16 protein-coding genes are annotated in these 21946 nt (G+C 70.7%); 8 read left to right on the forward strand and 8 right to left on the reverse strand.

All coding sequences use genetic code 11. The features are described 5' to 3' along the window. Positions 1-102: 102 nt before the first annotated feature. Complete coding sequence (locus AB0F29_RS24610; protein WP_361875627.1) at positions 103-510, reverse strand: hypothetical protein; 408 nt, start codon at positions 508-510, stop codon at positions 103-105. Positions 511-924: 414 nt separating this feature from the next. Here AB0F29_RS24610 and AB0F29_RS24615 point away from each other — a divergent pair, with 414 nt between their 5' ends. The 3 genes from AB0F29_RS24615 (at position 925) to AB0F29_RS24625 (ending at position 4182) form a co-directional block, all read left to right on the forward strand. After that, the gene (locus AB0F29_RS24615; protein ID WP_361875630.1) at positions 925-1794 is read left to right on the forward strand and encodes a helix-turn-helix transcriptional regulator; all 870 of its coding nucleotides are present in this window, start codon (positions 925-927) and stop codon (positions 1792-1794) included. Next, positions 1769-2590: an SAM-dependent methyltransferase gene (locus AB0F29_RS24620; protein ID WP_361875633.1), complete on the forward strand. Its 822-nt coding sequence runs from the start codon at positions 1769-1771 to the stop codon at positions 2588-2590. The genes AB0F29_RS24615 and AB0F29_RS24620 overlap by 26 nt, the downstream gene beginning before the upstream one ends. 74 nt (positions 2591-2664) lie before the next feature. After that, positions 2665-4182 (forward strand): helix-turn-helix domain-containing protein, encoded by a 1518-nt coding sequence (locus AB0F29_RS24625; RefSeq protein ID WP_361875636.1) that lies wholly within the window; start codon positions 2665-2667, stop codon positions 4180-4182. A 37-nt stretch (positions 4183-4219) separates the two neighbouring features. Here AB0F29_RS24625 and AB0F29_RS24630 read toward each other — a convergent pair whose 3' ends face one another. Together AB0F29_RS24630 and AB0F29_RS24635 are read right to left on the reverse strand one after the other, a co-directional pair. Continuing rightward, the gene (locus AB0F29_RS24630) at positions 4220-4549 is read right to left on the reverse strand and encodes a nuclear transport factor 2 family protein (protein ID WP_361875639.1); all 330 of its coding nucleotides are present in this window, start codon (positions 4547-4549) and stop codon (positions 4220-4222) included. Between the two features lie 172 nt (positions 4550-4721). Next, positions 4722-5522, reverse strand: a complete 801-nt coding sequence (locus AB0F29_RS24635; RefSeq protein ID WP_361875642.1) for an alpha/beta hydrolase — start codon at positions 5520-5522, stop codon at positions 4722-4724. Between the two features lie 36 nt (positions 5523-5558). On the opposite strand from AB0F29_RS24635, the gene AB0F29_RS24640 reads away from it, so the two are divergent. The 3 genes from AB0F29_RS24640 (at position 5559) to AB0F29_RS24650 (ending at position 9348) form a co-directional block, all read left to right on the forward strand. After that, positions 5559-6176 carry a TetR/AcrR family transcriptional regulator gene (locus tag AB0F29_RS24640; RefSeq protein ID WP_361875645.1) on the forward strand — a complete coding sequence of 206 codons (618 nt, stop codon included), beginning with the start codon at positions 5559-5561 and terminating at the stop codon, positions 6174-6176. A gap of 155 nt (positions 6177-6331) precedes the next feature. Beyond that, the gene (locus tag AB0F29_RS24645) at positions 6332-7132 is read left to right on the forward strand and encodes an SDR family oxidoreductase (protein ID WP_361875648.1); all 801 of its coding nucleotides are present in this window, start codon (positions 6332-6334) and stop codon (positions 7130-7132) included. A 113-nt stretch (positions 7133-7245) separates the two neighbouring features. Further along, entirely contained in the window at positions 7246-9348 is a 2103-nt protein-coding gene (locus AB0F29_RS24650) for a serine/threonine-protein kinase (RefSeq protein ID WP_361875649.1), read from the forward strand. 54 nt (positions 9349-9402) lie between these two features. On the opposite strand, the gene AB0F29_RS24655 is transcribed toward AB0F29_RS24650, so the two are convergent. Continuing rightward, complete coding sequence (locus AB0F29_RS24655; RefSeq protein ID WP_361875652.1) at positions 9403-9894, reverse strand: hypothetical protein; 492 nt, start codon at positions 9892-9894, stop codon at positions 9403-9405. A 10-nt stretch (positions 9895-9904) separates the two neighbouring features. Then, a complete protein-coding gene (locus AB0F29_RS24660) occupies positions 9905-10360 on the reverse strand; it encodes a VOC family protein (protein ID WP_361875654.1) in 456 nt (151 codons plus the stop codon). Positions 10361-10449: 89 nt separating this feature from the next. Here AB0F29_RS24660 and pip point away from each other — a divergent pair, with 89 nt between their 5' ends. Continuing rightward, positions 10450-11418: a prolyl aminopeptidase gene (pip, locus tag AB0F29_RS24665; protein WP_361875656.1), complete on the forward strand. Its 969-nt coding sequence runs from the start codon at positions 10450-10452 to the stop codon at positions 11416-11418. 73 nt (positions 11419-11491) lie between these two features. Here the strand turns inward: pip and AB0F29_RS24670 are convergent, their stop codons facing one another. From AB0F29_RS24670 to AB0F29_RS24680, 3 genes are all read right to left on the reverse strand, one after another. Further along, positions 11492-11815 carry a hypothetical protein gene (locus AB0F29_RS24670; protein WP_361875659.1) on the reverse strand — a complete coding sequence of 108 codons (324 nt, stop codon included), beginning with the start codon at positions 11813-11815 and terminating at the stop codon, positions 11492-11494. 18 nt (positions 11816-11833) lie between these two features. Then, complete coding sequence (locus tag AB0F29_RS24675) at positions 11834-12097, reverse strand: hypothetical protein (protein ID WP_361875662.1); 264 nt, start codon at positions 12095-12097, stop codon at positions 11834-11836. A 92-nt stretch (positions 12098-12189) separates the two neighbouring features. Then, positions 12190-18456, reverse strand: coding sequence for an RHS repeat-associated core domain-containing protein (locus AB0F29_RS24680; protein ID WP_361875665.1), 6267 nt, complete (start codon positions 18454-18456; stop codon positions 12190-12192). A gap of 330 nt (positions 18457-18786) precedes the next feature. Here AB0F29_RS24680 and AB0F29_RS24685 point away from each other — a divergent pair, with 330 nt between their 5' ends. Continuing rightward, positions 18787-21906 (forward strand): VCBS repeat-containing protein, encoded by a 3120-nt coding sequence (locus AB0F29_RS24685; RefSeq protein ID WP_361875668.1) that lies wholly within the window; start codon positions 18787-18789, stop codon positions 21904-21906. The last annotated feature ends 40 nt before the right edge of the window (positions 21907-21946 follow it).

A 21946-nucleotide genomic window follows, 5' to 3' on the forward strand; every position in this document is an offset into this window, starting at 1 on the left:
ACAGAGCCGGTTCGCGCCGATGATCAACGCGTCCTGGAAGGGGGTGGTGTTCCAGGTGAATTCGAGCCTGCGTACGGCCATCCGGCCATCCGGCCCCGAAGCTCAGTCCTCCTGGCCCGGGGCCGTGGACCGCACCAGCGAGACGGGCTCCGTCTGCTGGTTGGAGGCGGAGACGCGCGTGGTGTGGCGGGCGAGGCGCAGACCCATGGCCGTGAGGGCGTCCGTGTCGTAGAGCGCGCACAGGAGCGCCGCCGCGGCGGGCAGCGACAGCGGGGTGGCCGGATCGTGCCCGAGCAGAGCGGCCGTGTCCGGGTCCTCGAGGACGGCCTGGCCCGCATGGGCGAGCACCTGGCACGGGTCGTCGACGACGAGCTCGTCGATCTGGATCCGCTGGGCGCGGACGCGCAGGTCGAGCGGGCGGGCCGGGGTGGGCCTCGGGATCCCGACGACGGACCGGAGCTTCGGGTGGGACGTGCGGTTCAGGTGGGCCAGGTCGGTGAGGTTGTTCATGCGGTGGGCTCCAGAGAACGGGCCGCCGGAACGACGGTGCGTGGAACGGCAGTGCACGGAACGGCTGGGGCGGGGGCCGGGGCGAGGCTGGGGCGGGTCTGGGCCGGGGTGAGAGCTGCTGGGGCGGGGGCCGAGGTGGGAGCTGCTGGGGCCGAGGACGGGGCTGGGTGCGCACGGGGCTGGCGGTGGGGGCAAGATCGGTCCGGTCTCAGCGAGTTCGCGTGTGGTCGAGTCGGACATGCTTACCTTGAGAGCGCCGTGCGACCGTCGCAAGGTGCGCTGTGTGCACTGTGCGCAGACTGCGCGGAATGTCGGATAGATCGAGCCGAAACAGGACCGGGGCCGGGTCGGAACGGGACCGGGAGCGGGACCGATGTGGGGCCGGAACGGGACCGGAACGGGGAGGGGGAAGCCGTGGCGCGCGAGAGGTCGGGGCGGACGGCGCGGCATCTGGTCCTCGTGGCCCGCCTGCGGCGACTGCGGGAAGGCGCCGGCCTTTCCGTGCCCCAGGCCGCCCTGCAGCTGGGGTGGCATCCCACGACGCTGCGGCGGCTGGAACAGGCGCAGACCTCCCTCGACGTGGGGCAGGTGTGCGCCCTGCTCGCCGTCTACGGGGCGGGGGCGGCGGAGGCCGACGACATCATGGGGCGGCTCAACGCGGCCAATATGCCCGGCTGGTGGCATCCGTGGCGCGATGCGATGGCACCGTGGCTGATGGACCTGATGAGCGTGGAGTCGGCGGCCGGCGTCGTACGCACCTGGGACCCGGCGCTGGTTCCGCTGCTGCTGCGGACCCCGGCCTACGCGATGGCCGTGGACGAGATCAGGTGCCCCGACGGGGACGCGGCCGGGCGGCGGCGTCGGGCGGACTTCCTGGTCGAGCGTCAGAAACGGCTCCAGGAACAGCAGACCCGGCTCTGGGCCGTGCTGCCCGTCACCGCGCTACGCGTCCGGGTGGGCGGCGACGAGGTGATGCGTGAACAGCTCAGGAGCATCCAACAGCTGGCGGAGCGAGGCGATGTGACGGTGCAGCTGCACCCTGAGTACGCTCCACCGCACCCGCTGACCGGCGTTCCGGCGCTGACCCTCTACCGGGTGGAGATCCGGGAGATCGCGGACCACGTGGTGCGGGAGGGCGGGCTCCCCGGCACGGCGGAGGTGTGGGACAGCCCCCACCCCGTGCAGACGTATCAGGGAATGCTGGACGTGTCGTGCGTGATGGCGATGCGGCCGGCCCGAACAGGAGAGGTGTTGCAGGATGAGTACGACCGGAAATGGGCCTGAAGGAAGCGGGCCTGAACTGCCCGCGCAGATCGATACGAGCGTCGCGCACTCCGCACGGGTCTGGAACTACTGGCTCGGCGGCAAGGACAACTTCCCGGCGGACCGGTCGGCGGGCGACGCCTACCGTGAGAAGTACCCGCTGATCGAGACGTTCGCGAAGGAGTCGCGGGACTTCCTCCGCCGTACGGTCACCCACCTCGCCCGGGACGCCGGAATCCGCCAGTTCCTCGACGTGGGCGCCGGGTTGCCCACCGCGAACAACACCCACGAGGTGGCCCAGCGGATAGCCCCGGAATCGCGGATCGTCTACGTCGACCACGACCCCCTGGTGCTCCTGCACGTCCACGCGCTCCTGACCAGCACCCCCGAGGGCGCCACCGCCTACGTCGAGGCGGACATGCGCGACACCGAGACCGTGCTCACCGGGGCGGCCAAGACCCTGGACCTGACGCGGCCCGTCGCCCTCGTGATCAGTGACGTCCTCGGGCACATCGTGGACTGGGACGACGCCCTGTCCCTGGTGCGGCGGCTGGTGGACCGCCTGCCCTCCGGCAGCTACCTCTCGCTCAGCCACTCCACCGCGTCCGACGACGCCCACCGCGCCGTCCAGGACGAGTACAACGCGAGCGGCGCGATCCCGTACATCTTCCGGGAGCCGGAGACCACGATCGCGTTCTTCGACGGGCTGGAGATGGTCGAGCCGGGCATGGTGTCCTGGCCGAACTGGCGGCCCGACGCGAACACCGGCACCACCACGGCCCGGGCCGGGTGGGGCGCGGTCGCCCGCATTCCCTGACCCACGTCCGCAACTGGCGTGCCGCACGCGGGACTTCCCCGCGCGCGGCGCGCACGGCCCGCAGAGGCTCGCCCATGAGCAGCACAGGCACGACCGGCCACGGGGCCACCGGCCCGCGGGGCGCCCGGCACGAGCGGGAGGCGGCGGACCGGCTGCTGCGGGCGGCGACCCGGTCCGGTGCGCACCTGATCGCCGAGGCCGCGTCCCTGGTCCAGGGGTGGGCGGTGCTGGCCGACCCCATCGCCGGGGCCGTCTACAGCACCCCCGCGGCCGCGGCGGCCGACGGCGTACACGCGGCCGCCGCGCCCCTGGAGCACCCGCACTGCACGCGGCACCCGGCGGCCGGAGCCGTCCTCGTCCTGGCCCCGGCGGCCACCGTGCCGCCGGAGCACGCCTGCCACGTCGCCACGACCACCGCGGCCCTCCTGGAGGTGCGCGGCCGGCGGGCGGCGGAGCTGCGGGGCGAACAGATGCGGCTGCACACCACCCTCATCCGGCTGCTGCTGGCGGGCCACGCCGCCGCCGTCACCGAGACCCTCGGCGGGAACAGGCTCACGCATGTCACGGTCTACCGGCTCTCCGGCGCCGACCTGCCCGCCGCCCACGAGGTGCTCTGGCGGGCCGCCCGCCCCTCCATCGCCCCGCACGCCGACGCCTGCACCCTGATCGGCCGGCCGGACGGCGAACTGGTCGTCGCCGAGCTCCACCACGGCGGCGACGACGGGCGGATCCTGCGCCTGGTCTCCCGGCTGAGCGAGCGGCACCACCTGCTCGCGGGCATGGCCGGACCCCTGCCCCTGGCCGAGATGTCCACCGCCCACAGCGACGCCGCCGCCGCCCGGCACAGCGCCACCCCTGACTGCCGCGTCGTCCTCGCCGACGCCGTGGGCACGTCCCGGCTCGCCCCCCTCCTGCCCGCCGCCCCGTACGCCCGGTGGGCGGCATCCGTGCTGCGCCCGCTGTCCCCGGCCCACCAGCACCTGCTCCTGGTCTGGCTCCGCACCGGCAGCAAGCCCCGCGCCGCCGCCGCGCTCGGCCTGTCCGCCGGCACGGTCCGGGCCCGGATACGCGACCTGTCCCGGCTGCTCGGCGCGGACCTGGAGGACGCCACCGTGCAGGCGCATCTGCTGCTCGCCCTCCGCGCCCCCGCCCCCTGCCCGGACCTCGCCGACGCCGCCGCCGACGCCGCCGACGACGCTGACGCCGACCTCAGCAGAAGCCGTGGCCGCAGCAGCGGCGGGTGTCCGCCCGGCCTCGCCCGGCTGGAGGCGCTGCCGGACGATCTCCTGGACACCGAGGCGGCCCGGAGCTGGGCCGTCGGCCTGGTCGGCGGTCTGGAGCCGCACCTGCGGATCGCCCTGTCATGCTGGCTGCGCCACCACGCCCGCACCGCCCCCGCCGCGGCCGAACTGCACGTCCACCGCACCACTTTGGCCTGCTGGCTCACCCAGTGCGCCGACCGCCTCGCGCGCAACCTCGGCGACGCCACCGTGCGCGCCGAGGTCCACCTCGCGCTGAAGGCCACCAGGAACGGTCCCGACGACCCGACGGCCCTCCCCCGGCGTGGCGGCCGCACCTACCGCCGCCTGTGACGCCCCTAAGGGCTGTACACCTGGCGGGCGGCCGGTCTCAGGACGGCGCCTGGCCCGTCTCGAAGCGGCTGACGCGGTCACCGGCGACCGTGAAGACCCAGCGGGTCCGCATCGTGCCCCAGGCGTCGTTGGTGTAGTCGACGACGAGGCTACGGCCGTCGTCGGAGGCGTCCACGACCTTCATGCGGCCGTTGGCCTCCGGGGAGAAGATCTCCTTGTCCGTCCAGGCCGCCAGGTCCCGTTCGCTGCCGTCGTCGGACATGGTGGCGTCCTCGGTGAGGACGTCGGCGAAGAAGGCGTCCCGGTCGCCCGCGTTCACCGCGGCGATGAACTTCTCCACCGCCGGGTCGCTGATCGATGAGGGCATCGTGTACCTCCTCGGCGCGTCCGGGACGGGCGTCCCGGAGGCCCTCACCGAGTCTCTGTCGGCATGCCCGCCACCGCATGTCGGGCGTGCCGGGCCGGGGCGCGGGCCCGCGCCCCGGCCCGGGCCCGCGCCCCCTGCCTCGGCCCGGTCGGCAACTCGGCGCGGGCGGTGCTCAGCGGGCGGCGGCCAGGCCACCGATCAGGCGGCCCAGCTCCGCCGGCGCCTGGAGGTGGGCCAGGTGCCCCTGGCCGGGCAGCTCATGGAGCTCGGCGTGGGGGACGCGCCGCGCGACGTCGTCGAACGACGTGCCGTAGGGGGCCCTTCCGCGGCTGGTCCCGCCGACGATCAGGTCGACGCGGTCCGCCCGCCGGGCGAGGACCTCCGGCGCGGGCTCCCCGTACAGCGCTGCCAGCTCGGCGTACAGCGGCCCGGCGAGCCGGCACAGGGCCGTCCACACCTCGGGGTCGGCGCGCAGGGCGTCGACGACCGTCCCGTCGAGGCCGGCGAGCCGCCGGTGCACGATCTCCACCGCCGCGCCCGGGTCCGCCGCCTCCTGCGCGGCCTTCAGTCCCGGAAGCACGTCCAGGCCGAACGGGCGCATCACCGGCTCATACGCGATCACCTGGCGCAGAGGCCGTTCGTCGGCGGCCAGCAGGGCGATCAGCCCGCCGTAACTCCAGCCGAAGACCGCCTGGACGCCGCCCAGTCCGTCCAGCACCACGCCGAGGTCGGCCACCTCGGTCCGCAGGGAGTACGCGCTGGTCATCGGCCCCGAGGGCGCGCGGCCCCGGCGGTTGACGACCGCCACCGACGGCCAGGCGTCCACGGCGGTCGCGACCGTACGCCAGCCGAGGGCGTCGCTCATCGCCCCGGGGACGACGACGAGGCCCGGCACGTCCGGCTCCCCGTACACGTCAACCGTGATCCAGCTGCCGTCGCCCACCGAGAACCTTTTCCGAATCGATTGCTCCATAAAGTCATTATGGTGCGATCGCTCTACAATGCAAGAGTGCCCCAGCCGAAACGTGGACGCCCACGAGCCTTCGACCGCGACCGCGCCCTCCTGGACGCCGCCCGCCTCTTCTGGCGACGCGGGTACTCGGGGACCTCGACCCGTGACCTGACCGCACTGCTCGGGCTCTCCACCTCCAGCCTCTACGGCACCTTCGGCAGCAAGGCCGGCCTGTTCGAGGAAGCGGTGCGGACCTACGCGGAGCGCTACCGTGAGATCTACCAACAGGCCCTCGCGGCACCGGAGTTCCGGGTCGCCGTCGAACGCGTCCTCGTCGACTCCGTCCACGAGTTCACCCGGCCCGACGACGAACACCCCGGCTGCCTGCTCAGCAGCGCCGCCATGGCCGACAGCACCGGCACACTCGACACCAGCGCCTACTTCGCCGAACTCCAGGACTCCAACGAACGGGCCCTCCACGCCCGCGTCGAACGCGCCGTCCAGGAAGGGGAACTGCCCGCCGACACGGACGCGGAGGCCCTGACAGGACTCATCCAGTCCCTCTGGCACGGGCTGTCGGCGCGGGCCAATCTCGGTACGGACCGCGCGGGTCTGCTCGCGACGGCACGGCTCGCCCACGAGCTGATCTGCGGGCGCCGGGGGCCGGCCGCGTGACCCGCGCGGCGGGCGGCCCGGGCGGAGGAGGTCGCACCACACCGCGACGCCCCCGGGTGAACGGTCCGCCCGCAGCTCAGCGCAGGCGCAACGGTGTCGCCCGCGTGTCCTGAAAGGCCATTGACGTACGCCTACGGGTCACGAAGGATCACCGCGTGACGAACACCGAACAGCCCCCGCCCGCCTCCGGCCCGGACCGCCCCATCGCCCTCATCACCGGCGTCGGCCGCAGCATCGGCATCGGCGCGGGCATCGCCCGCCGGCTGGCGGCCACCGGCTGGGACATCGCCTTCACCTACTGGACGCCGTACGACCGCCGCATGGACTGGGGCGCCGAGCCGGGGGCCGCCGCGTCCATCGAGAAGGAGCTGGCGGAGACAGGGGCCCGTACGGCGGCGATCGAGGCGGACCTGACCGACCCCGACGCGCCGACGCGCATCTTCGACGAGGCGGAACAGCGCCTCGGCGGGCCGGTGACCGCACTCGTCCTCTCGCACGCTGAGTCGGTGGACTCGGGACTGCTGGACACCACCGTGGAGGCGTTCGACCGGCACTTCGCGGTGAACGCCCGCGCCAGTTGGCTGCTGATCCGCGAGTACGGGCTCCGCTTCCGCGGCACGCCCGGCACCCCGACAGGCAGGATCGTCGCGCTCACCAGCGACCACACCGTGGGCAACCTCCCCTACGGGGCGAGCAAGGGAGCCCTGGACCGCATCACGCTGGCCGCCGCGCACGAGCTGGCCCACCTCGGGGTGACCGCGAACGTCGTCAACCCCGGCCCGGTGGACACCGGCTGGATGAACGACGAGCTGCGCGAGACCCTGGCGCGGGACACCCCGCTCGGCCGTCTCGGCACCCCGCTGGACACCGCCCACCTGGTGGGATTTCTGTGCTCCCCCGAAGGCCAGTGGGTCAACGGCCAGTTGCTGAAGAGCAACGGCGGCGCGGCCTCCTAGGCTCCTGTCCGTACCGCCGATCGCCGGGGCGCGAACCGGCACCTCACGCCGGTGCGTCCGAACAGGACGTAACGTCTAATCTGGCGTGGTCCATGTAGTGCACAGGGGGTCGTATGCACAACGAAGACAAGGCCGGCAGAGCGGGCGACGGGGCCAGGGGTCCCGAGGACCGCCGGTCGAACGACGACCCCCGGCAGCCGGACGCCGTGGCGCCGCAGGAGTGGCCGAGCACGCCGCCCCCGCCGCACGACGCTCCGCCCTCCCCCCGGACCGTGATCGACGGCCGCTACGAGCTGCTGGAGCCGATCGGCAGCGGCGGGATGGGCGAGGTCTGGAAGGCCCACGACCGGCGGTTGCGCCGGTTCGTCGCCGTGAAGGGCCTGCTCGACCGGAACTCGATGACCGCCGCCACACAGACGGCGGCGCTGCAACGGGCGCGGCGCGAGGCGGAGGCCATCGCCAAGATCGAGCACCAGAACGTGGTGACGGTCCACGACCAGGTCGAGACCGACAACCAGGTCTGGATCGTGATGAAGCTGCTCGAAGCGAGGTCCCTGGGAGACCTGTTGGGCGGCGACGGGGTCCTCGCCGTGCCGAGGGCCGCGAACATCGGCCTCCAGATCCTCCAGGGCCTGCAAGCGGTCCACGCGGCATCGGTCGTCCACCGCGACGTGAAACCGGGCAACGTCCTCGTACGCGACGACGGGCTCGCGATCCTGGTGGACTTCGGCATCGCCACCTTCGAGGGCGCGGACCGGGTGACCAGGTCCGGAAGCGTCATCGGCACCTCCTCCTACCTGGCACCCGAACTCTTCGCCCCCGCCTCCCCGGGCCCCACCGCCGCCTCCGACCTGTGGGCGCTGGGGATCACGCTGTACGAGATGGTCGAGGGCCGCGTGCCCTTCGCCGGGCACGAGGTCTGGGAGGTCCAGGAGAACATCCGGCAGTCTCCCGACCCGGCCCTCCGCTACGCGGGGCCCCTCGCCCCGGTCATCCAGGGGCTGTTGACCTCGGACCCGCGGGAGCGCCTGGACGCGGCCACGGCCGGGGCGATGCTCCGCGAGGTGCTAGCGGACCCCGCCGCGTCGAACGCGGCGGTGGCCGCGTCGGCGACGCACCCGCCGACGGCCGTCTCCCCACCGAACCCGCCGAACCCGCCGAGCCCCTCGACTCCCGCGCCCGCACCCGGTCCCGCCGTCCCGCCGCCCACACCGACGCCGGCGCCGGTGGCGGTGGCGGGCGGCCCGCCCGGCCGGTACCGGGGCTGGAAGGCGGCCGCGGCGGTGGTGTGCCTGGCGCTGCTGGCCGGCGCGGGCTGGATGGCCTCCCAGGGCAACGGCGAGAAGGGCGGGGGCGGCGACGACCGGGCGGGCTCGGTGCGGGGCCAGGGCGACGCCGAGGGTGCCGCCGGCAGCGGCAGCAAGGAGCGGTGGAAGGACACCCACCCCACCCTGAAGATCGGCGTCAAGGACGACCAGCCCGGTCTGAGCAAGTTCGACGAGAAGACACGTACGTACCGGGGGTACGACGTCGACCTGGCGTACGCGATCGCCGAGAGCATGGGCTACGCCAAGGGCGAGGTCGCCTTCACCACGGTCGCCACGGACTACCGGAGCACCGCGCTGAAGACCAAGCAGGTGGACCTGGTCATCGCGTCGTACAGCATCACCGACGACCGCAAGACCGCCTCGCCCGGCGGCTACAGCGTCGACTTCGCGGGCCCGTACTACGACGCGAGCCGGAGCTTCCTGGTCCGCGAGAAGTCGAGCAAGTACACGATCAACGACTCCAGCGACCTGGAGGAGCTGCGCGTCGAGGTGTGCACGGCGCGGGAGTCGACGTACGAGAAGGTGCTGCCGGAGCAGGGCTTCACCATGGCGAAGTCGCAGCCCAACACCTACCAGGACTGCCTGGACAAACTGCTGGACCCGAAGTCCGATGTCTACGCGGTGGCCTCGGACGACATCATCCTCGCCGGTTACGTGAAGGCCAACCCGGGCAAGGTGCGGCAGCTGGAGCCCATCAAGGGCGCGGAGGGCTACGGCGTGGCGATGCGGCCGAAGAGCCCGCTCCTGAAGGGCGAGGTGTGCTCGGCGCTCCGGACGATCCTGGCCGGCCGGATCTGGGAGGACATGTACAAGGAGAACCTGGCCGGCCTGGTGGGCAGGGAGAGCCCGCCGGGCCGCCCGGACCTGACGGAGTGCGAGGGGTACTGAGAGGGGCGCGGCGCCGAGGGTGCGCCAGGGCTCCGGCCCGCGCCGCCCCCGGGTTCAGCGCTCGGGGAACCGCTCCCCGCACCGACTGCAGAAGACCGGTGCGGGGTCCTGGGACAGCCGCCCGCACTCCGGGCAGACCCGGTCCAGCATGCAGGGCGCCTCGCCGCCCTCGTACGCCCCGGCCGGCGGCTTGATCGTGAGGCCGGGGCGCCGGCGGTGGACGGTGAGATACACCAGCCCGTCGGGCCCGGCGACCAGCGCGCGCTGTGACGTGCGGGGCAGCCAGAGGACGGCGCTGGGCCGCAGCTCCAGGGCCGGTCCGCCCTCCTCCGTCCTGACGCTCCCTTGGCCCTCCAGTACGACGAGGAGCACGTCGAGCACGTCCTCCTGATGCTCACCGACCTCGGCGCCCGCCGGCAGGCGCACCAGATTGGCGTCCAACTCCCGCCCCGCCTCCGCCAGATGCCAGAGCGCACCGCGCTCGCCGGGTGCGGCGGAGGCGAGCAGTTCGTCGAGGACGGCGAGCATGCGGGGAGCGGCGTTCACGGCGTCCAGGCTACGCGGCTGCCGGGGTGGGCGCGCCGGCCGCCGCCACGCAGAATTCGTTCCCCTCCGGGTCGGCCATCACCACATGGTGCTCGTCGACCTCCGCCAGCACGGCCCCGCCGGCCGCGACGAGCCGCGCGGCCTCCGCGCGGACGCGGTCCCACCGCTCGGCGGGGGTGCCGTGGCCCGCGATCCGCACGTCGATGTGCAGCCGGTTCTTCGCGGTCTTCGGCTCGGGGACCTTGAGGATGGCGAGCCGGGGGCCGACACCGTCCGGGTCGCAGAGCCACGCCCCGTCGTCCACCGTCTCCCCCTCCGGCAGCTCGAACTGGGCGAGCCACTCCTCCCGGGTCTCGAACGGCGGCGGCGGGGGCAGGTCCACATAGCCCAGGGCCGACTTCCAGAAAGCGGCGAGGAGTTGGGCATCGGCGCAGTCCAGGGTCAGATCGATACGTGCTGTCGTCATGGGCAGGACCGTACGGGACGCCTCCGACGACCGCATCCGCGTAACGTGGCCCACCGCCCGCCACCCGCCGCACCGAGGGGAACAACGCCGTGCGCCGCGAACCGAACGACCCCTACCCCCCGATCGAACCGTACGGGAGCGGCATGCTGGACGTGGGCGACGGCAACCACGTGTACTGGGAGGTGTGCGGCAACCCGGACGGCAAGCCGGCCCTCGTGGTGCACGGCGGCCCCGGTTCCGGCTGCACACCCCGCGCCCGCCAGTACTTCGACCCGGACCGCTACCGGGTGGTCCTCTTCGACCAGCGGGGCTGCGGCCGCTCCACCCCGCACGCGAGCGACCCGACGACGGACATGTCGCACAACACGACGGCCCACCTGATCGCCGACATGGAACGTCTGCGGGAACGCCTGAGCATCACCAAGTGGCTGCTCTACGGCGGCTCCTGGGGCTCGACCCTGATCCTGGCGTACGCCGAGGAGCACCCGGACCGGGTCACGGAGGCGGTGATCCCCGCGGTGACGACGACCCGCCGCAGCGAGACCGACTGGCTCTACCGGGGTGTCGGCCGGCTCTTCCCCGAGGCCTGGGACGCCTTCCGCGCGGGCGTCCCCGAGACGAGCGACCCGAGCGGCCTGGTCGCGGCGTACGCCCGCCGCATGGAGAGCCAGGACGTCGCCGTACGGGAGAGGGCCACGGCCGACTGGTGCGCCTGGGAGGACGCGGTCGTCTCGATGGAGGCGACCCAGGGCCCGCCCCCGTACAGCAGCCGCCCGGACCGCGCCCAGCAGGCGTTCGTCCGGATCTGCGCCCACTACTTCGCCCACGGAGCCTGGCTGGAGGAAGGCCGGCTCCTCGCCCACGCCCACCGACTGACCGGCATCCCGGCCGCCCTGATCCACGGCCGCTTCGACCTGGCGAGTCCCCTGATCACCGCCTGGGAACTCGCCCGCGCCTGGCCGGACGCCGAGCTGACGATCATCGAGAACGCGGGGCACACGGGCGGCACGGAGACCCGGCGGGCGGTGCTGGGGGCGCTGGACGGGTTCGGGGGGTGAAGCGACGAGGCGGCACACGCCTCGGAATCGAGCGAGGCCCGTCCTCCCTCAGCTCAGTCGGCAGCACGGCACCTCAGAACCCGAAGAAGGCGATTTTGAGATTTATCACAACCAAAACAGTGCCGGCCACCGCGAAAAACCCGGCCGGAATCCTCAGAAGAAGGTCATGGTGATGGAAGGCCGAAATGAGCATCCCAAAAAAGTCAGTAACGATTTCCGCACAGCCTTTCACATTCAAGGCGAGCAAAGATCCGAACAGGGCCATGAAGGCACCTATCACCAGCTCCCCGTAGTTCACGGAGTGGGAAGTCCGAGCCGCAACGAGAATCTCATACATACTGTTCCTCCGGCGGTGCGCGGCCCTCGTGGGGCCGCGCACCGCAGCAAGGGAGATCACCAAGTGAACGGTGCGTTCTCAGCTGGAGAACAGGGTACTGACCGCCGTCCAGGTCAGGGACAGCCCCAGGATTCCCCCCACGGCCCGAATGACCACCGGGCCGAAACCGGGGCCCGGAGCGAAGGGGCCGTGGTTGAGGAAGAACTCATACACCCGGTAGGCGGCATCACGGAAGTTCAGCAGGAGGAGGAAGCCGCACAGCCCCATCAATCCCTGCACCACGGCATACAGATAGGAAGATCCGGCCCCGGAGGCAGAAAGGATTTCGCTGTTGATCGACATTTTCCACCCTGCGCATTGTTGACTGACTTCCATCCGGAGAAAACATCCGGAAAGCTGTGCCGCCGGGGTTCCCCGGCGGCACAGAGCATCCGCTACCAGAACTTCAGGAAATCGCCCACTTCACCCCACACCGTACTCGCCTTCGCGATCTGAGTGGAGCCGGCCCCGAAATTGCCCCCCGCACCGCCGAAGGCTCCGGCGGATGTGGTGTAGCCGTGCACGATATCGCCTCTCGAATTCCTGGTTCCGAAGGTGCCTCGATGACTCACGGTCAACGGCCCCGCGCTGCCACCGAATCCAGCGGATTCGCCTCGGACCTGATCGATCGAATCCGCGTTGCTCCACACCAGGCCGAACGTCACGCCGACCGACGCCTCCAGACCCGACTGCTCTTCCTGGACGCGCGCGAACGCGTAGTCCTCCCCGACTCTCATGAAGCAGTAGGACTCTTCATAGCCGGCACCGACCATTCCGCCGACACTTACGCAGCCACCCGATGTCCGGCTGTAGGACATGACGTACTCACCGGCATCCTTGACCTTCTTACCGGCCGTCTTGATGCCTCCCCACGCACTGGAGAGCCCTCGCTTCACCGCGCCGGCGACATCCGGCCCGTTCTGGAGGTTCTTGCCGCGATAGATCTTGTATCCGGGAACGTACTTCGGGGTCTTGGGAATCATGTAAGTGGTCGGGCTCGCCCGGTAACTAGCGTACCTCCGCTGAGATTCGGCGTCCTTCTTCGGTGCCTGCTTCCACACCCACTTGCTGTTCTTCTTCGTGTAGCCGGCCGTCATGCCCCGGTCATTCGCCCACCGCTCGTCGTTGTACGAGTTGCCGCCCACCGGGCCGTCCGGGCGCAGGCCCGTCGGGTCGGACTTGGTGAGTGGGCTGTTGTGGGCGTAGCTGTAGGCGTTCATCTGCGCCGGGTCGTCGAAGTCGATGACCGGGTCGACGGAGAGGAAGCGGCCCAGGACCGGGTCGTACTCGCGGGCGCCCAGGTGGGTCAGACCCGTGGGGTCATTCGTCCCGCCGACGAAGCCGCGGGAGCCGAAGACCGTCGACTGCCCGGATCGCAGGCCGCCGAACGGCAGCTGCTTCCTGCGGGTCAGGGCGAGCGAGCCGACCGCGATGGCCGTCATCGCCGTGCCCTGGTGGTCGTTGATCAGGTAGGCGACGGACTTGCCGTTGCGCACCGCGACCGTTTCGCCGTTATGCGTGTAATACCGGGTCGCGGTCTTCGCACCGTTCGCCGCGAGGTTCAGCTGATCACCGTTCGGGAGCGTGAGGGTGCTGGACCCGTCGCCGTTCTTCGCGATGACGCGGTTGCCGTCGGCGTCGTACGTGTAGCTGGTCTGCTTGCCGGCCTCGGTGAGCGTCGCCAGGTGCCCCTCGGGGTCCCAGGTGAGGGACTGGACCGTCGAGCCGATGGTGCGCTTGGTCGTGTTGCCGGTCTTGTCGTACTCGAAGGCGCTCGTACGGCCGTCGTCCGGTCCGCCGGTGACGGAGGCCTGCCGCACCGCGTGCGGCCGGTCCTCGCCGGGAGCCGGCTGGGTGTAGTCGGTGACGGCGTCCGTCGTCCCCGCCGAGGTGGCGTGCTCGGTCTGCTTCGTGCGGTTGCCGAGCTTGTCGTAGCCGTAGCTGAGCCAGTACGCGTCCGGGCCACCGACCGTGGCGGCCGAGGGGGCCGCCGCGCAGTCGGTGGTGGCCGTCCACGCCTCGGTCAGCCGGCCCAGCGGGTCGTTGGTGAAGCACTGGGTGTCGGTGGACTGCTGTGCGTCCTGACCGCTGGTGCTGGTCACGCCGGTGACGTTGCCGGACGGGTCGTAGGCGTACGTGGTGTCGTCGACGCGCTGGGGGGCGATGTCCCGGTCCGTCGTCTGCTGGACGACCCGGCCCGTGTGCTCGTCGTAGACCTGCGTCTTGTACGCCTTCTTGCCGAGGTCGGCGCTGAACTCGGTACGCACGGGGCGGGAGAAGACGTCGTACAGGGTGTTGGAGACGAGCGCGCCGAACTGACCGCTGGTGCGGAACGGCTGGTCGTTGCTGTTGTAGTTGGTGACGACCCGCTCGGCCGGAATGTCGCCCACGGCCGGATTGAGCGTCCAGAGCAGAGCCCCGGTTTCCGGCTTGTACCCGTAGGTCCAGGTGAACGTGCCCGCCAGGCCACCGGCCGCGGCGGGAACCGTGGTGGTCGTGGACGTCGGCTGGTAGCGGTCGTTGAAACCGTCGGTCGCCGTGGTGTACGCGGCCCCTCCGGCGTAACGCGTGCTGCTGGTCAACTGCCCCTTGGCGAGCGTGTCGTAGCTCCACTTCGACAGGGTCGTGCTGCCCTGCCTGACCTCGGTCCTACGGCCCAGCACGTCGTACTCCGTGGTGAGCGTGACACCGCGTTCGTCGGTCATGGTGACCGGTTGTCCCAGGTTGTCGTACGTCGTGTCCGTGACGCCCTTGTCCGGGTCGTCGCTCCTGGTCTTCTGGCCCCGGCTGTCGAACGTGTGGCTCCAGACGTTGCCGTCGGGGTCCCTGACCGTGCTCGGCTCGTCGTACTTCCCGTACGTGTACGTCGTCTTCTGGGACGCCGTGCGCTGGGCGTTCGTGTACTGCAGAAGCTCGGTCGTGCGTCCACGCGCGTCGGTCACCGTGGTGGTGGCCGTTCCGCCCTTCGGCGGGACGACGGTCGTGCGGTCGCCCTCGTACACCGTCCTGCTGCGCCACTGTTCGTCGCCGAACTTCACCGACAGCGCGTCCGTGACCCGGCCGAGCCCGTCGAAGTGGTTCTGCACCGCCGTCGGCACGGTGTTCACCGCGGCGGAGGACAGCTTCGCCGACGGCGCGCCCTCGGCGTAGTAGGGGGCGTACGTCTGCCAGGCCCAGCCACGGGTGTCGTAGTGGGTCTCGGTCATGATCCGGTTCTGGGTGCCGGTGGCCGGGGCCTGCGTCTGCCGCTCGCGCAGCAGGCCGTCGTAGAGCGCGTAGGTGGTGTTGTAGGCGCCGTTCTGCTTCAGCGTCCTGGTGACGACGGCGTTCGCCTCGGTCCTGGAGATGACGTAGCTGTACTCCGCCGAGGGCTTGTCCTCGTGGGTGGCCTTGGGCCAGCCCGGCTCCCATACCTTCAGGACCCGGCCGAGACCGTCGTGGACGGCGTCGGTGCGCTTGCCGTTCGCGTCCACCGTCGCGGTGACCGCTCCCCGGACCGGGTCGTGCGTGGTCGTGGCCACGTGGCCCTTGGCGTTCGTCACGGCGACCGTCGTCGGCGCCTTGAGCGTTGCCGGGGTGTATTCGGTCCGCGTGGTGGCCTGAAGCGCGTCCGTCGAGGTCTGCTCGCGGCCGTGCTGGTCGTAGGTGTGGGTGGCGGTCGTGAGGTGTCCCGTGCCCTTGGCGTCCTGCTCGTCCAGCCGTGTCACGTCACCCCTGACCGGCGGGGTGGACAGGCTCGTCGCACCGTCGTAGAAGTGCCGCGCGGACGAGATCAGGTCCCCGGGGAGGGACGGTGTGGTGCCGCAGGCCTTGGCCACCGTCTTCGTCTCGGAGACCGTGGTGAGGATGTTGAGCGACGGGTTGCGGGCGTACGTGGTGGTGGTGCACCGCTCGTCGCCCGTCTTCGCCGTGTCCCCGAGCGAGGACTCGGTCAGGGTCTGGCCCAGCGCGTCGAAGGTGCGCTCGGTGCGGGTACCGCGCCAGCCCGTGCCGACGGCGGTACGGGTCTGCTCGCTCTTGCCGGCCGTGGCGTACGCGTAGCGGGTGGGCAGTCCTTCGGCACGGGTTTCCGTGGCCGTCGCGGCCGACCGCCACGGCTCGTGGCTGGTGGTGGTTTCGAGCTTGCCGCCGTCCCAGTTGTACGTGGCCTCTTCCCGGGTCATCCCGGCGAAGGCTTCCCTGTCGGTGACGGCGATGCCTTCGTGGTCCTTGACCGCGGCCCCGTCGATGCCCCGGAAGTAGCGGTACTCCTTGAGGGTCCGCTTGTCGGGGGCGACACCGCTGCGCACCTGGACGCGGCCGTATCCCCTGCGGTCGCCGTACGTGAGGTGCTTGGCGTCGGTGAACTCGTCGTCCTTGGCCTTGGTCCAGCCCATGCCGTCCAGGTACGTGTAGTCGGTCTGCTTGGCGGGGGCCCCGCCGGTCCTGTCGTTCTCCAGGATCTGGGTGACGACGTAGGTGTGGAACCAGTCGAGGTACGGCTCGTAGTCGGCGGCCGGAGCGTCCGGGGGCGACCACTTCACCGGGTAGCAGCGCCGCGTGTTCGAGGCCGGGGTGGGAACGCTGCCCGCCTTGCAGTCGGCTGCGGAGTAGGTGACGCCGATCGTTCCGCCGGTCTCGGTGTTGATGCCGTGGACGCGGTAACGCCACAGCGGCGGCACCGGATCCGGCTTGCCGCCCGTGGTCGCTCCCTCCACCCGGTTCGGCATGGTCTTGCCCATGAAGGTCACGGCGGGCAGGGTGACCGAGCCGGTTCCCCCGTGCCCGGTGCGCGTGATCGACGCCAGCCACAGCGCGGGGGAGCTGCCGTCTCCCGTCGAGGGGAACTGATGGGTGAAGGCCCAGGTGTCCACCGGCTTGAAGGCGGTTCCGACGAGGACCGACGTGTCGATCTTCGTCAGCCGCGTCCGGTTCCAGAAGGAGGGCGAGTAGCGGTCCTTGCACTCCGTCCCCGAGGCGCAGTAGCGGTCGAAGGGGACGTCGGGCCAGTTCTTCGCGTGCGCCTTGTCGAAGGTGCCGCAGTCGCTCAGGCAGCGCTCGCTGTTCGTGAAGTCGATCTTGGCGGCGGGCTGCGCGTAGAAGTTGCCGCCCCGCAGGCCGTACTCGACGCGCTTCAGGGAGCCGCCGCGAACGTACGGGGTCGCGGTGGACGCACCCGTGCTGGGGTTGACGTTGCGGCCGTAGTAGTTGGTCTCCTTGTTCCAGTAGTACGTCATGGCGTCACCGTGCGGGTCGATGACCGCGTCCAGGTTCCAGCGCCAGGCCTGCTGGCACCAGGCGTCCTTGAACGCCGCGGCGTAGCAGGGCTCGTCCGGCTGGTTGCCGTAGACCGGCACCGTCCAGGTGGAGTTGGTCTCGTCCTTGCCGGCGGCCCAGCCCGACGGGCGGTTGTAGCCGAAGTAGTAGCGCGTACCGTCCGGGGTCGTCACTCGCCAGTGCTCGCCGTCGTTGTCGCCGTTGGCCCGTGCGGTGCTGGCCAGTTTCTCGACCTTGGTGCCGTCGTCGTTCTCCAGGTGCCACTTGCCCGTGGTGGAGTCCTTGACCAGGGTGTTGGACTGGCCGCCCAGGTTGATGACGGCGTTGTCCTTCTTCCAGCAGAGGTCGCCGACCTTGGCCGTGGTGGTGCTGTTCTTGGTGTCCTCGGTACAGGAGATGTACTGGCGCTCGATGTAGCCCGGCTCCATGGACCAGCCGTCACCGACGGCGTTGGCCTGGTTGTTCGTCGAGGCGGTACGGCCGTCGACCGACTGCGAGGAGTAGCCCAGTTTCAGGTCGGGAACAGCGCTGCCCGCGACGGCCGGTGCGGAGATCGGGTACGTCCAGGAGAACGCGCCGTTGGAGCCGCCCGCGGACCATGACGCGGAGGGGGAGAGGGAAGTGGCCCCGAAGTCTCCCGACGGGCCTCCCGCCGCGGCGGTCGCGGCCAGCAGCACGGTGCCGCCGGAGACGGCACGCGCACCCGACCTCGGCGTGACGGGGTCGGTTCCCGCGGCCCCGGAGCCGGCCGGCGCGGCCGCGGGCAGCTCGACAGCGGCTTCGAGCGCGCCGGACTTCACATCGTTGGTGGTGGGCAGGGGCTCGCCGGTGGCGCAGCCCTTCTTGCCCGGGGTGTTCAGCGCACAGGCCGGGAGCGTACTCAACGTGAGCCGGGACGCCCAGTCGCCGCCGTAGGCGTTCCGGAAGTCCGTGTAGTCGACCTTGACGTCCACGGTGCCCTCGGCACCCGCCGTGGGACGGAGAGCCAGCACGACCCCTTCGACACCCAACGACTCGGTGGTGGCGCGGTCGAGAACCTGGACCTGGACCTTTCGCGGACCCGGCTCCTGAGTCCTTCCGGGAGCGGACCTCAGCGCCGAAGCCTTCGCCGGCGCCGCGGCCTCGGATGCGGGGCGGCTCACGCTGACAGGCAGTGAACCGGCCTTCGCCGGGGCGCCCTTCTCGCTCAGGGCGGCCGTCCCGGTACCGGCCTCGGGCCAGGTGACCTCGGGCTTCTTCCACGGGTTCCGGGCCGTCTGATCCGACTTCGCCGTACCCCGCCTCTCGACCTCGTCGGTCTTGACCGCGTCAGGCTTCCGCAGCCTCGACAGGTCGAGTTCGGCGGCTGCCGCGATCGGCGCTCCCAGCAGCCCGGTGAACAGGATCGCGGCCAGAGTGGCCGCCACCGGCTGCGCCCGTCTCCTCAAACGTCCCGTACTGACGACCCCACCCGAAAACATGCGCAGAACTCCCCACCCATTGCCCAAAAGTCACAGCTGACCACGGAAGTTAGCAAGACTTTCACAGCATCAACACGGGGCGGGGGTAACGATTTGACGAACCAGCACCCTTCCATGAAGGGAAGGGTGCTGGATTCATTGTTATATGCACCGAAAAATACGAAATAAAGGTCGCCGATTTCAGGGATTGAGGCGCCGTCACATCGAGGCCACTTTCAACACACTTCCCTCACGTTCTAGGGTGCGACTCAAACTGACCCGGGAGGGACTTCTTTAATGGAACTTTTGCGAAGCAAGACCAGATGGAGAGCAAAGGGGGGCATCACCGGCGCGGCGGCACTCGCCGCCCTCATGACGCTCGGTGTCCCCCAGCAGCTTCCGGACGCCTCCGCCGCGGAACCCGTGGCCGCCACCGTCGCCACCGACCCGGAAGCGGGCCCGAAGGCCGTCCCCCAGGCGGATCCCGAGGCCGCCGCACAGGCGAAGGCCGCAGAGTCCGGCCGCCCGGCGGAAGTGCTCGCCCAGCGCACCGAGACGACCCAGGTGTTCGCCAACCCCGACGGGACTTTCACCCAAGACACCTACGCACTACCGCAGTTCGTACGTCAGGGCGGCAAACTCGTTTCGATGGACACCACGCTGAAGCCCCTTTCGGACGGCTCTCTGTCACCGAAAGCCACCGAAGTGGACGTGCGTCTTTCCGGCGGCGGCGACGGGCCTCTGGCAACAGTGATTCGCGACGGTCGCAGCATGTCCTGGACGTGGCCGGATTCACTTCCCGAGCCGGAGGTCGACGGCGACACCGTGACCTATGGGAACGTCCTCACCGACGTCGATCTCAAGGTCAAGGCGAACCCTGCCGGATTCACCAGTCTCCTGGTCGTCAAAACCCCCGCGGCCGCCGCCGATCCCGCCCTGAGGAAGGTCCAATTCGGCCTGGAGACAGATGGCTTGGTGACGAAGACCGACCCCCATGGAAACTTCTCGGCCCTCAACCCGGCGGGCGAGACGGTCTTCACCGCACCGGCCCCCATGATGTGGGACAGCAGCACGGCCGCGCCGCCCGCCGCCGCCCGCTCGGCCCACACCGCCACAGGCGGACCGCCGCCGCCTGCCGACGAGTTCGAGCCCGGTTACGGCGCGCGACAGGCGGCCATGGGGCTCGCCGTCACGGACGGAACGCTGAGTCTGACACCGGACCAGGATCTTCTGACGGGCAAGGACACGCAGTACCCGGTTCTCCTGGACCCGGCCGTCTCCGGCTCCCGCCACTCCTGGACCATCGCCTACAAGCGGTACCCGAACAACTCGTACTTCAACGGGGCCAACTGGGACGGCGCCAAGGGCACGACGACCGCCCGCGTGGGGTACGAGAACGAGACCAACGGCCTGGCCCGTTCCTACTTCCGCATGAAGTCCTCCAACCTGTGGTCCACCAAGAAGGTGGTGTCCTCCTCCACCTTCCGGATCAGGAACACCTGGTCGTGGTCGTGCACGAACAAACCCGTCGAGCTCTGGGCGACCAGCGCGATCTCCGCGTCCACCACCTGGAACAACCGGCCCGAACGGCGTAAGAAGCTGGACTCGGTCAACGATTCCCGCGGCTGGGGATCGGACTGCCCCGCCGGGAACCTCGCCTTCGACGTGACAGCGGCGGCGAAGGACGGCATCGCCAACAAGTGGAACACGCTCACCTTCGGGCTGCAGGCGCCCGACAGCATGGAGAACGACGTCTTCGGGTGGAAGAAGTTCGACGCCACGACGGCTGCCCTGTCGACCACGTACAACACCGTTCCCAACGTGCCCAACAGCCTGGACACGGTCCCCAGTTCCGGCGGGTGCGACATGGTCGCCCCGTACACGACCATCGGGAACACCGACGTCACGCTCACCGCGAAGGTCTCCGACCCTGACGGCGGGACGGTGCGCGCGCAGTTCCGCCTGTGGGGCACCAACAACCTCTCCGGCGGCGCCGAGATCTTCAACCAGATCGTCTCCGTCACCTCCGGCACGGTCGCCCGGGTCAAGGTGCCCAAGGCCACGTTGCAGAAGTACCTGACGGCGGCCAAGGGCAACTTCGGCTGGAAGGTGCAGGCGCTCGACTCCACCGCCAACTCCGCCTGGAATCCCAACCCCGGCACCTGCCGCTTCGACTTCGATCCCACCCGCCCCAGCACCCCGCCCACCGTCAGCTCCCAGCAGTTCCCCGACGGCTCCGACGGCTGGCCCGCCACCACCGGCAAGGCCCGGACCGCGGGGACGTTCATCCTCGGCAACGGCGGCGTCAACGACGTGAAGTCCTACGAGTACTGGAGCGACTGGGACCCCGCCGTCCGCAACGTCAGCCCCGGCACCGATCTCGACGGAGACGGCAAGCCCGACGCCAAACTCGTCCTGACCCCGCCCTCGGCCGGTGCGCAGCGTCTCTACGTCCGCAGCCTCGACGCCGCCCAGAACCGCTCCGACCGGGCCTCCTACCTCTTCTACGCCGACGGTCTCACCATCCCGGACCAGGCCGGCGACCTCAACGGCGACGACAACGCCGACCTCTACGGGGTACGCGGCAGCGGCGAGCTGTGGCTGTACCCCGGCCAGGGCAACGGCTACGTGGGAGCCGCCACCACCGCGAGCAACGGCGACTTCACCGGGGCCTCCATCACCCACCGCGGGGACTGGACGGGCGACGGCTTCGAGGACCTCGTCGCGGCGATCCCGGGCGACGAGGGCAAGACCCTCCAGCTCTACCCGAACAACGGCGTCGGCTGGGCCTGCACCGCCCAGGACGAACAGGCCGACGGGCACTCCCGCTCCTGCCTGTACGAACGCCAGGCGCTCGACGTCTTCGACCCGGCCAACAACCACTGGAGGAACGCGGACCAGATCCTCGCCATCGGTGACGTCGACGGCCCCCTGGACACCGACAACGACGGCACCGCCGATGTCGCCGGATACCCCGACCTCCTCGTCAAGGAGGGCGACTTCCTCTGGCTGTACTACGGCTCCACGTCCTTCTACCTGGACGATTCCCGAGCACCCGTCCTCGTCGGCGACGGATCGTGGTCGAACTACGACCTGGTCTCACCGGGCGACCGCACCGGCAACGGCCACGTCGACCTCATCGCCCGGCACAGGACGAACGGAGAGCTCCGCCTCTACCAGGGAACCGGCCCCGCCGGCGAGGGCCTCGGCGACGGGGCCGCCTCCGCCGTCATCGGAACCGGCTGGACCCGGGCCCACCGCCCGCTGCTGACCGCCTTCCCCGACGCGGGTTCGGACGGAAAGGCGGACATCTTCGCCACCGGCGGTGACGACAAGCTCTACCTGTACCCCAACCTCTCCGGGAGCGGCGTCGCCGTCGGAACCTCCGGCTGGCTCGACTTCCAAGCACTCAGCTGACGGACTGAGCAGGAGCGGAAAGGGGGCCTGCCGTCACGAC

It is taken from the genome of Streptomyces sp. NPDC026589 (assembly GCF_040638385.1).
Lineage (GTDB): Bacteria > Actinomycetota > Actinomycetes > Streptomycetales > Streptomycetaceae > Streptomyces.